Below are 11,103 nucleotides of genomic sequence, written 5' to 3'. Positions count from 1 at the left end.
TGACACCACCCCCCAGGTCATGCCTTCGACAGGGGGACACAGTCATGCCGGAACCGGAGGCCAGCGGCCCTCTTGCAGGACCGCAGAAAACATAACGGGAGCGCCGCTGGTCGATCGCGGCCATGTGCTGGTGCGAGCCGGGCGGGACGTCTGGCCGATCCACCGGCCGCGCCGCCACCGCAAGCGCAAAGCACCCGACAGCTCCGCCTGGAACGACCACCGCGATCTGCTCGTCCGCGCCCGCCGGCGCCAGCACGACGTTACGCAGGGACGCCGAGCGGCGGGTGCTCGAGCACTCGGGGCCTGTACTCGACCAGCTGGGTGCGGCCGTCGAAGGTACGGTGGTCGATCATCTCGAGGGCCACGTCCGGGTAACCGTCGTAGATGCGTTCCTCGCCCGTGGCCCCGGTGATCACCGGGAACATCACGACCCGGAAGCGGTCGACGAGTCCGGCTCGTAGCAGGGACCGGCACAGGCTGAGGCTGCCGATCGTGCTGAGGAGCCCCGAGCCACTCGACTTCATGGCGCGGACCGCCTCAACGGCGTCATCGCGGATGAGCGTGGAGTTTGCCCACGTCAGGGGCTCCTCCACGGAGGAGGAGAACACCACCTTGGACGCTTGCGTGAGCTCGTCGACGGATGCCTCCTCCTCGGGCCTGAACTCGTCCTGGCCCGTCGGGACCTCGCCTGCGGCGAAGCCGGACATCAGACGGTAGGTGTTCGCTCCCATCAGATAGGTGGCCTTGGGCTGCTCGCCGAGCCATGCGAGGTACTCCGGGCCTTCGAGGCCCCAGAAGCCGGGCCATCCCTCTCCCGATGCGTAGCCGTCGAGGGAGGTGATGAAGTCGACGAGAAGCTCCGACATAGCGGTGTCCTTTCCTGAGGTGTCACAAGCTTGGACCGGCCGGAAGCCACAAACTCATCGGCCGCGCTGTGGAGCACAGCGAAAACTCACGCCTGCGAGGGAGGATCCCCACACGCGCGCGGGTTGTCCCGAGTCGAAGGGATTCCTGACCGGCCTGTTCTTGTGGTCTCCCTCCGCACACACCCGCTCACGGCCCCAGCGGTCAGGCGTGGGAGAGAGCGAAGGACACGAGGAAGCCGCTCACCGTGATCAGGCCGATGGCCAGGTGAGCGTCCTCGAACGCCTCGGGGATCATCGTGTCCGCGATCATGGCGAGGATCGCCCCGGCCGCCACAGCTGTCACGGCAGCGATCACGGCAGGAGAGAAGGAACCGACCACCGTGTAACCGAAGAGGGCCGCCACGGTGCTGGCCGCGGCGATCGCGGCCCAGACACCGAAGACATACCCCCGGCCACGGCCGGCCTTCTTCATACCCGCCGAACTGGACAGCCCCTCAGGGACGTTGCTGATGAACACCGCAGCCACGGTCACCAGACTCACCGCGCCGCCGTCCAGCAGACTCACGCCGATGACCGCCGACTCCGGCACCCCGTCGAGCAGAGCGCCGAGCGCGAGCGCCAGCCCGGATCCGCCCTGGTCGGCCTCCGAGGGCTGCGCCTTGGTCCGCTCGTGACCGGAGCGCTTGCGGTGGCGCGCGCCCCTACGGGCCAGCCACACATTGCCCCCGGTGTAGGCCAACGCGCCGATCAGGGTGCCGACGACCGCGGGAGCAAGCCCTGCCTGCTCGTACGCCTCACCGACCAACTCGAAGGAGACCGCTGAGATCAACACCCCGGCGCCGAAGGCCATCACGGTCGCGATCACCTTCTGCGGCACCCGCAGCCCGTAACCCAACGCGGCACCGAGCAACAGTGCCGAGCCCGCCACCAACCCCCACAGTCCAGCCTCCACCACGTCAACCATGCCGCCCCGTCTACCCGCTATGGATGTGCGTCAACGGGCAACCGGCGCGGCCGAGCGGAAGGTGAGCCTTACGCACGCAGAAGGAGGGAAGGACACGTGACGCAAGGCGGGGCGGGCATCTGAGGCCGGCCCCACAGGTCTCGCATCAGGATCCCAACGGCGCTGATCCTGCCCCCCGTTACGTTTTTCGTGGCTCCGCAATGGGGCCTTCGGCATTCGGGTCTGGCATGGCTGCCCCCTGTCGAGCGTGAGTGAGAGGGATGCGGTCCTGACGACGCTGGAGCCGGTGCTGGGACCGGGCGTGCAGAGCGGCTGTCCGGACGGACGGACGACATGAACGGTCCTCTCCCTGGAACGCCATGAGCCGCGGGACCGTCTTCGCATCGGGAAGATCCGGAGCCGTCGATGTCTCCTCGCCCTCCGGCGCCGACGCAGCGCAGCCGTCCCGCTGAGTTGGCCTGCTCAGTGGGCCGGGTCAGTGGGACGGCTCACACCTCGGTGTGGATTGCGTCGGATAGGGCGGAAACATAGCGTGAGCGTCTTGTTGTCCGAGTCATGCAGTGTGGAAGGTGTCGCGGGTGGGACGACGCGAGAAGCCGGTCGATCCTGAGGCCGGCCCCGTCCAGCGGCTTGCGCACGAACTGCGGGTCCTGAGGGAGAAGGCCGGGAAACCGCCGTACCGGGAGATGGGCGGGCGGGCAGGCTACTCCACGACCGCGCTGTCCCAGGCGGCCGCCGGGGACCAGTTGCCGTCCCTGGCGGTGGTGCGGGCGTACGCCGAGGCGCTGGACGCGGACCCGGACGCATGGGAGCGGCGCTGGCGGGAGACGGAGGCCGAAGTCCGGGCGCCCGCGCCGGACGAGCGGCCGCCCTACCGGGGGCTGGCCCGTTTCGAGGCGGATGACAGCGGTCTGTTCTTCGGCCGGGAGACGCTGGTCGCCGAGCTGGTGGAGCTGGTGCGCGAGCACCGGTGCGCGGCGGTGTTCGGGCCGTCCGGCAGCGGTAAGTCGTCGTTGTTGCGGGCGGGGCTGATCCCGAGGCTGCGGCAGGCGGCGGGGGTCGAGCGACCGGCGGTGGTGCGTGTACTCACGCCGGGCGAGCGGCCCGCGCAGACGCACGAGAAGGCGTTCGTTCCCCGGGACGATGACGGGGACACCTGGGTGATCGTCGATCAGTTCGAGGAAGTGTTCACCCTCTGCCACGACCGGGCGGAACGCGACCGGTTCATCGAGCTGCTGCTCGCCGCCAAGGACCCGGAGAGCCGGCTGCGTGTGGTGGTCGCGGTCCGTGGCGACTTCTACGGCCACTGCGCGGACCACCGTGAGCTGGCCGAGACGGTCTCCCGGGCCAATCTGCTGGTCGGGCCGATGAGCCGGGACGAACTGCGCGAGGCGATCACCGGCCCCGCCACGTCCGTCGGTCTGAACGTGGAACGGGCGCTCACCGCCGCGGTCATCGACGAGGTCGTCGACCGGCCGGGCGCCCTGCCCATGCTGTCCCACGCCTTGCTGGAGACCTGGCGCCGCCGCCGAGGCCGGCTGCTGACGCTGGCGGCGTACGAGGAGACGGGCGGTGTACGGGGTGCGATCGCGGCCACCGCCGAGGAGGCGTACGGCGGGCTGCCGGCGGATCAGGGCCGTATCGCCCGGCGCGTCCTCCTCCGGCTGATCGCCCCTGGTGACGGGGCGGCCGACACCCGTCGTCCGGCGTCCCGGGCCGAGCTGGGCCCTGGGGTCCGGGACGTACTGGAACACCTCGTCGTCGCCCGTCTGGTCGCCTTGGACGGCGACACGGTGGAGCTCGCGCACGAGGCACTGATCACCGGCTGGCCGCGACTGGCCGGATGGATCGAGGAGGGCCGGGACCGGCTGCGCGCACAACGCCTGCTCGGTGAGGCGGCACGCGGCTGGGACGAGCTGAAGCGCGACCCCGGCGCCCTGTACCGGGGCAGTCGGCTGACCCGCGCCGAAGAGCTGTTCGCCTCGTACGGCTCGCGCGGGGAGGATGACCTCACCCCGCCGGAACGGGCCTTTCTCACCGCGTCCCTGGCGGCCCGCGACGCCGAGCGGAAGGCCGGGGCCCGCACCGCGCGGCGTACGCGCTCCCTCGCCGTCGGTCTGTCCGTGTTCCTCGTGCTGGCGCTGGCCGCGGGGCTGGTCGCCTGGCAGCGCGACCGGGTGAGTGAGGCGGAGGCCGCCAAGGCCGCCGCCCGCCGGCTGGCCACGGTCGCCGACAGCCTGCGCGCCACCGACCCGCGCACCGCCGCCCTGCTCGGCGTGGCCGCCTGGAGGATCGCCCCGCTCACCGAGTCCCGTTCGGCACTGCTGGACGCCCTGGCACAGCCGGAACGCGATGCCCTGACCGACGGCACCACAGGCAAGAACGTCCAGCGCTTCCTCACCGATGGCGGCCGGACCCTGCTCAGCGTCGACGGCACCGCGGTGACCGTACGGAACGTGGCCGATCACAAGGTGACCGCCACCTACCACCTGCCGGGCGGCACGGAGGCGGGCGGCATCGGTCCCGGCTCCCGCCACCTCGACATCATCGGGCCGGACGGGGGCGAAAGGCTGTGGAACCTCGCCGAGGGCCGCTCCGTGGCCGAGCTGGACGGCGCGGCGATGCTGGGCAGTGCGTCCGACGGGCACGCGTACCTCACCGGGCCGCCGAGCGGCCCGGGGACGGTGACCCTGCACCGGGCGAGTGACGGCAAGGTCCTCTTCTCCACCCGTGTCACGCGCACACTCTCCACGTCGGCCGTCGGTCCGGGTGGCCGACTGCTCGCCCTGTGTCCCGCCGACGGGCCGCTCCAGCTCTGGGACACGGCCGGCGGCAAGCTGTTGCCAGGCGCCTGGGAGAAGGCGGACAAGACCGTGTGCGGTACCGGCTCCGGTGCGGACAGCGGCGCCCACCTGCTGCGGTTCAGCGGGAACGGTGAGCGGCTGGTCGCGGTCCACGGCACGGCGGCCCGGGTGTGGGACGTACGCCGCGGGAGCGTGGCGGCCGACTTCGCCAGTGGCGGACTCACCGGCTTCTCGCAGGCCGAACTCACCGCCGACGGGCAGTTCCTGGCGACGGCGGACGACGCCGAACTGGCCGTGTGGCGGCTGGCCACCGGCGGCACCCAGGTCTTCCACCGGCCGTTGTCGGGGGCCGAGCCGACCTGGCTGACCTGGGATCCGGGCAGGGAGCGTCTCCTGCGCCACCTCGACGGAGCCACCGTCCACACCCTCGACCTGACCGACCGGCTCACCCCGCGCTGGCAGACCACTCCCGCCGACGCGAGCGCGCTCAGCCCGGACGGCAGCGCCCTGGCCACCGTCACCCACTCCCCTGACGGCGACCACCGTTTCGAGCTGCGGGACACCCGCACCGGCGCACTGCGTGCCCACGCGACACTCGGTCCGATGCCGGCCGTCTCCTCCGACCAGACCCTGGTGCCGGCCTTCAGCCCGGACGGCCGCACGCTGGCCGTCGCCGACAGCACGTCCGTGGGCGACTCGCTCCGGTTGCGCTTCACCGTGTGGGATGTGGGGGCACACCGGATCCGTACGGTCATCGAGACCTCCGGAGCGGCCGACCGCCCGGTCACCGCCCTCGCCCTGGCCCCCGGCGGCCGCACCCTGCTGGCCGTGCGCCCCACCACGGGCGGCAGCTACGGGACGGAGGTCTGGGACACCGCTGAACGGCGGCGGTCCAGGACCGTGCCCGGCCTGGCCGGCGACGTACTGGCCATGCGTCCGGACGGACGTCTGCTCGTGAGCTCCGACGACCAGTACGCCGAACCGGAGTCGGGCAGGACCGGCGGCAGTGCCCTCGCCAACGGCCGCCAGGCCACGGCGCTGACGTTCAGCCCGGACGGCACCCGGCTCGCCGTCGGTGACTCCACCGGGCACGTCACCCTCTGGGACGGCGACCTCCGCCGGCGTACCGGCGCGCTCACCGGCACCTCGGACACCTCCTTCTCAAGCACACCTGAAGCTGTGGGTGCCCTCGCCTTCTCCTCCGACGGCAGCACCCTGGCCGTCGGAGGCACCAGCGGCACTCTGCGCCTGTGGGACACCGCCGGCCAGCAACCCCTCGGCACGGACCTGCCCACGCCCGGCGACGAGATCCACTCCCTCGCCTTCGCCCCCGACGACGGCATGCTCTACGCCGGCAGTCCGCACGTACCGCTCCAGCGTCTGACCGTCGCCCCGGACCGGGCCGCCCGGGCCGTCTGTGCCCGCACCGGTGGCGGACTCACCAGGGAGCAGTGGCGGTCCTACATCCCTGACGCGCCCTACCGGCAGATCTGTGGCACGGACTGAGCGAGAGCCGCGGGCGGCAGACGGCAGACGGCAGACGGCAGACGGCAGGGAAGACCATCGGCAGATTGTTCAGGGTGACTCCGGGGGTCGCTGAAAAATACCTCTGACCTGCACGATCCATGACCAGAACAACCGCGACGTCCCGTCGGCGACGTCCCGCGAGCCCCTCTCAGTCAGGTTCTGGTCCCATGCGCGCTCACACTCTTCTCCCTTCCCTCCTGCTGCTCGGCGCTCTCAGCGTCACCACGGCCTGCTCGTCCGGACAGGACCGGCCCGCCGGGTCCTCGGACACGGCGTCCGCCGGCGCGCGCCCCGGGTCCTCCGCCACGAATTCACCGGCGGGCGGCGTCGTCGATCCCTCTCGGATCAAGGGGCTGCGGATCGTCGGCGACAACAGCGAGCAGCGCTCCTGCCCGTTCGCGACGAGCTACCCGGACGTACCCGGTGCCGAGGCGATGACGGCCGCGATGAAGAAGGACGTGGAGCAGCGTCTGGCCACCTTCCGCGCCGGGGCGTGCGAGGGCGACGCGGAGGGCCAGGAGCTGAACATCAGCCACCGCTTCCTCGTCGCCTCCGGCGATGTCCTCGGCGTCCGGCTCACCACGGAGGACCGGAGCGGAGCCGGGTCCGGGCTGAGTGCCAGGACGTACTGGTACGACGGCAAGGACCGCGAGTACCGCACGGCGCTGGACCTGGTCGCCGAGGGCTCCCGGGACGGCTTCCTCACCGCCCTGAAGAGTCGGCTCGCGGGACGCGAAGGCGTTGATACCGCCGCCCTCGACACCACGTTCGCCGAACCGGCCTCCCGCGCCGCCGTCCTCGACGACATGGCCTTCACCGGCGACGGCGGACTGCGGGTGACCTTCGACCGCGGTGACGTGGGCGCCCCGGCCGGCGGGGACCACGTGGTGACGCTCCCGAAGAAGACCGTCGCCCCCTGGCTGTCCGCCTTCGGACAGCGTGCCCGGCGGCAGACCCTGGCACCCAGCCGCTCCCTCGAACTGGGAGCGCCGAGTACCCCCACCCCGGTCACCCCCACCCACACCGCCTCCGGCGACGACGACACCGACTGCAAGCAGGTCACCTGCATAGCGCTGACCTTCGACGACGGACCGGCGGCACCCGAGACCGCGACCCTGCTGACCCACCTGGCCCAGTACAAGGCCCGCGCCACCTTCTTCACCACCGGACAGAACGTCGCCGCCCACCCCGACCTGGTCCGCGCCGAGGCCCGCGCCGGACACGAGGTCGGCAACCACTCCTGGAACCACCCCGACCTCACCAAGCTCACCCCCGCCCAGGTCGCCTCCCAACTCAACCGCACCAGCGCCGCCGTCAAGGCCGCCACCGGGAAGGAGCCCACCCTCTTCCGCCCGCCCTACGGCGCGGTGAACGCCCAGGTGAAGGCCGCGACCACGCTCTCACCGGTGCTGTGGGACGTGGACACCGAGGACTGGAAGTACCGGGACGCCGCCCGGGTCGCCCGCACGGTGATCGCCGAGACCAAGCGCAACGACGTCGTCCTCATGCACGACATCCACCCCACCTCCGTCGCCGCCGTCCCCGAGATCCTGCGCACGCTGACGGCCCGCGGCTACCACTTCGTCACCGTCAGCCATCTGCGTGCCACCCTCTGAATACGCCGACCTACCGATGTTCGCCGCGGCGAGCACTCCGTCTCAATATGAGCACTTGGCGTCGGCCCTGATCGACCGGAGGATCCGAGGGGCCGGGCCGCTCAGCGGAACGTCGCCCTGCCGGGGCCCTCCTCGACGAAGCTGCGCATCCCCCGGGCGCTGTCCTCCGTCGCGAACAGGCCCGCGAACCAGGTGCGCTCGATGGTGAGACCGGTGTCGAGGTCGGTCTCGAGGCCCTGGTCGATCGACTCCTTGGCGGCCCGCAGGGCGAGTGCGGGGCCCTTGGCCAGGCGGACGGCCCAGGCCCGCGCCTGCTCGTACACCTCGACGGCCGGGACCACGAGGTCGACCAGGCCGATCCGAAGGGCCTCGTCGGCCTTGACGATGCGGCCGGTGAAGACGAGGTCCTTGGCCTTGGAGGGGCCCACGAGCCGGGACAGGCGCTGGGTTCCGCCCGCGCCGGGGATCAGGCCGAGCAGGATCTCGGGCTGGCCGAGCCCGACACTGTCGGCAGCGATCCGGAAGTCGGCGCAGAGGGCCAGCTCGCAGCCGCCGCCGAGCGCGTAACCGGTGATCGCGGCGACCACCGGTTTGGGGATGCGCGCGACGGCGGTGAACGCGTCCTGGAGCGGGCGCGAGCGCCTGACCATCGCCGCGTGGTCGAGGAGTTCCATCTCCTTGATGTCCGCGCCGGCCGCGAACACCTTTTCACCGCCGTAGAGGATCACCGCCCGGACGTCGTCGCGCTCGGTCACCGCCGCGGCGAGGGCGCCCAGCCGGTCCTGGGTGGCGATGTCGAGGGCGTTCATCGGCGGGCGGTCGAGGCGGATCGTGCCGACGCCGTCGGCGACGTCCAGATGCACGGACATGGGCTTCCTCAGCTGTCGAAGTCGACGGTCAGCGTCTCGGAGACGGGATAGGTCTGGCAGGTCAGCACATAGCCGGCCTCGATCTCGGCGGCCTCCAGGGCGAAGTTGCGGCGCATGTCGGCTTCGCCTTCGGTGACCAGGGCGCGGCAGGTGCCGCAGACGCCGCCCTTGCAGGCGAAGGGCAGGTCGGGGCGGGTGCGCTGGGCGCCGTCCAGCACCGTCGCCGCGCGCGGCAGCGCGGCGGTGGTGGAGCGGCCGTCGAGCGTGACGGTGACCCGGCTGACCGGGCCCTCGACCACGGCTTCCTCGTGCCTCCACGTCGGCTGCACCGGCGCGTCGTCCGCGTGGAACAGCTCCCGGTGGACGCGGTCGGCGGGTACGCCGAGCCCGTCGAGGACCCGCTGGGCGTCGCGGACCATGCCGTGCGGGCCGCACAACCACCAGTGGTCCGCGGTGCCGACGTCGACCAGGGCGCCGACGAGGGCGGAGAGGCGGTCGGCGTCGAGGCGGCCGGAGAGCACCTCGGCCTCGCGCGGCTCGCGGGAGAGGACGTGGGCGAGCTGGAAGCGCCCCGGGTGGAGGTCCTTCAGGTCGGCGAGTTCGTCGGCGAACATGACGGAGCCGGTGCGGCGGTTGCCGTAGAAGAGGGTCACGGTGGAGCGGTCGTCGGCGGCTAGGACCGACTCGGCGATGGAGAGCATGGGCGTGATGCCGGACCCCGCGGCGACGAGGACATGGTGGGCCGGTGCGCTGAGGTCGGGAGTGAAGGCGCCGGTCGGAGCCATCACCTCGACGGTGTCGCCGGGCCGTACGTCGTGGACCAGCCAGGAGGAGAACAGCCCGCCGGGCACCTCGCGCACCCCGATGCGCGGCCGTGTGCCCGCCGGGGAACAGATCGAGTAGGAGCGGCGCTCGTCCCGCCCGTCGACCTCGCGGCGCAGGGTGAGCGACTGGCCCGGGGTGAAGGCGAACTCCTCGGCGAGGTCGTCCGGGACATCGAAGCCGAGCGCGACCGCGCCCTCGCACAGCCGCTGCACGGCGGCCACGCGCAGGTGGTGGAAGGCCGGGCGGCGGCGTCGTACGGACGTGGGGGCGGAGGTGCCGGGTGGCAGCAGGTCCTGCATCAGATCTCCTTGAGGTGCTCGAAGGGTTCGCGGCAGGCGCGGCAGCGCCACAGCGCCTTGCAGGAGGTGGCGCCGAAACGCGAGGTCTCCTCCGCGTCGGCCGCGCCGCACCGGGGGCAGGGCACAACGGGGCGGACGGGGTCCAGTGTCAGCGGCACCGGGCCCGGGCGCGGCGCCGGACCAGGGGGTGCGATGCCGTGTTCGGCGAGGGTGCGACGGCCGTCCGGGGTGATCCAGTCCGTGGTCCAGGGCGGATCGAGCACCGTGCGCACCCGGACCTTCTCGTATCCGGCTTCCTTGAGTCGGGCGTCCACCTGGGCGCGCATCTCGGCCATGGCCGGGCAGCCGGAGTAGGTCGGGGTGAGGCTGACGACGACCGTCCCGTCCTCCCCGGCCTCGACGCCCCGCAGCACACCGAGGTCGGCCAGGGTGAGCATGGGCAGCTCGGGATCAGGTACGCACGCGGCGATGCGCCGGGCCCGGCGCACATCCGGCGGTACGGTCACCATGTCGCGTCCGGGTGGGCGCGGGCCACGCTCTGCAACTCGGCCAGCAGCGGGGCGAGATGCTCGGTGTGCTGGCCGTCGCGGCCGGCGCCGGGCAGCGGCCGGACCACCGGCAGGGGCACTCCGGCCGCCTCCGTGACCTGCGTCAGCACCGCCCCCACCTCGCCCTGGACGTCGTACGCGGTGAACAACTCGCCCAGATGCGGAGCGACTTGGGCCAGCGCGTCCCGCATCCGGTGACGCGACTCGGCGGTGCCGTCCCCGAGGCGGACGACCCACTCGGCGGCGTACTGCCGGTGATAGCTCAGCTCCTTGACGCCCTTGGCGGCGATCGCGGCGAGCACCGGATCGTCGGAAGCGGTGAGCCGCTCGAAGTGAGCGAGCCTCCAGGCCGAGAGCACGAGCAGCCGGGCGACGCTGAACGCGAAGTCTCCGCAGGGGAGTTCGGCGAGGCGTACGTTGCGGAAGTCGTCGGCGTCGCGGAAGTAGGCGTAGGCGTCCTCGCCGCGTCCGGTGCCGTCGACCTGCCCGGCGCGGGAGTACAGCAGACGGGCCTGGCCGAGGAGATCGAGGCCGATGTTGGCCAGGGCCACCTCCTCCTCCAGCTCGGGCGCACGGGTGGTCCACTCGGCCAGCCGCTGGGCGCTGACGAGGGCGTCGTCGGCCAACGCCACGCAGTCGGCGGCCAGTTCGGCGGGGTCCACGCCTTCGGGCACCGTGGTGTCGACCCCGTGCAGGGGGTCCTCGAAACCGGTGCCGTACGCCCAGCGGGTGTCGTCCTCGTGTCCCTCGGCGAGGGTCAGGTAGACGTGGTCGTCACTCATTCC

8 protein-coding genes are annotated in these 11,103 nt (G+C 72.1%); 2 read left to right on the top strand and 6 right to left on the bottom strand.

Annotation, left to right across the window (positions count from 1 at the left end; genetic code table 11):
* Window positions 1–260 precede the first annotated feature (260 nt).
* Both HW837_RS33640 and HW837_RS33635 read right to left on the bottom strand, forming a co-directional pair.
* Window positions 261–866, bottom strand: coding sequence for a dihydrofolate reductase family protein (locus tag HW837_RS33640; protein WP_045563433.1), 606 nt, complete (start codon window positions 864–866; stop codon window positions 261–263).
* Window positions 867–1,068: 202 nt separating this feature from the next.
* Window positions 1,069–1,830, bottom strand: a complete 762-nt coding sequence (locus HW837_RS33635; RefSeq protein WP_045563432.1) for a ZIP family metal transporter — start codon at window positions 1,828–1,830, stop codon at window positions 1,069–1,071.
* 578 nt (window positions 1,831–2,408) lie between these two features.
* On the opposite strand from HW837_RS33635, the gene HW837_RS33630 reads away from it, so the two are divergent.
* Window positions 2,409–6,140 carry an nSTAND1 domain-containing NTPase gene (locus tag HW837_RS33630; RefSeq protein ID WP_045563556.1) on the top strand — a complete coding sequence of 1,244 codons (3,732 nt, stop codon included), beginning with the start codon at window positions 2,409–2,411 and terminating at the stop codon, window positions 6,138–6,140.
* A 188-nt stretch (window positions 6,141–6,328) separates the two neighbouring features.
* On the top strand, window positions 6,329–7,777 hold the full coding sequence (locus HW837_RS33625) for a polysaccharide deacetylase family protein (RefSeq protein ID WP_064744374.1): 1,449 nt from the start codon (window positions 6,329–6,331) through the stop codon (window positions 7,775–7,777).
* A gap of 101 nt (window positions 7,778–7,878) precedes the next feature.
* On the opposite strand, the gene HW837_RS33620 is transcribed toward HW837_RS33625, so the two are convergent.
* The 4 genes from HW837_RS33620 to paaC are packed head-to-tail and all read right to left on the bottom strand — an operon-like array spanning window position 7,879 to window position 11,100.
* On the bottom strand, window positions 7,879–8,646 hold the full coding sequence (locus tag HW837_RS33620) for an enoyl-CoA hydratase/isomerase family protein (RefSeq protein ID WP_045563557.1): 768 nt from the start codon (window positions 8,644–8,646) through the stop codon (window positions 7,879–7,881).
* Window positions 8,647–8,654: 8 nt separating this feature from the next.
* Window positions 8,655–9,770 (bottom strand): 1,2-phenylacetyl-CoA epoxidase subunit PaaE, encoded by a 1,116-nt coding sequence (gene paaE / locus HW837_RS33615; RefSeq protein WP_045563558.1) that lies wholly within the window; start codon window positions 9,768–9,770, stop codon window positions 8,655–8,657.
* Window positions 9,770–10,279: a 1,2-phenylacetyl-CoA epoxidase subunit PaaD gene (gene paaD, locus HW837_RS33610; protein WP_193380918.1), complete on the bottom strand. Its 510-nt coding sequence runs from the start codon at window positions 10,277–10,279 to the stop codon at window positions 9,770–9,772. Before paaD ends, paaE begins: the two co-directional genes overlap by 1 nt.
* Complete coding sequence (gene paaC, locus HW837_RS33605; protein WP_193382536.1) at window positions 10,273–11,100, bottom strand: 1,2-phenylacetyl-CoA epoxidase subunit PaaC; 828 nt, start codon at window positions 11,098–11,100, stop codon at window positions 10,273–10,275. The genes paaD and paaC overlap by 7 nt, the downstream gene beginning before the upstream one ends.
* Window positions 11,101–11,103 lie beyond the last annotated feature (3 nt).

The sequence above is a fragment of the Streptomyces caniscabiei genome (assembly GCF_014930365.1).
Classification (GTDB): domain Bacteria; phylum Actinomycetota; class Actinomycetes; order Streptomycetales; family Streptomycetaceae; genus Streptomyces; species Streptomyces caniscabiei.
Note: the sequence above shows the minus strand (reverse complement) of the source record. Positions and strands in the feature narration are given on the sequence as shown.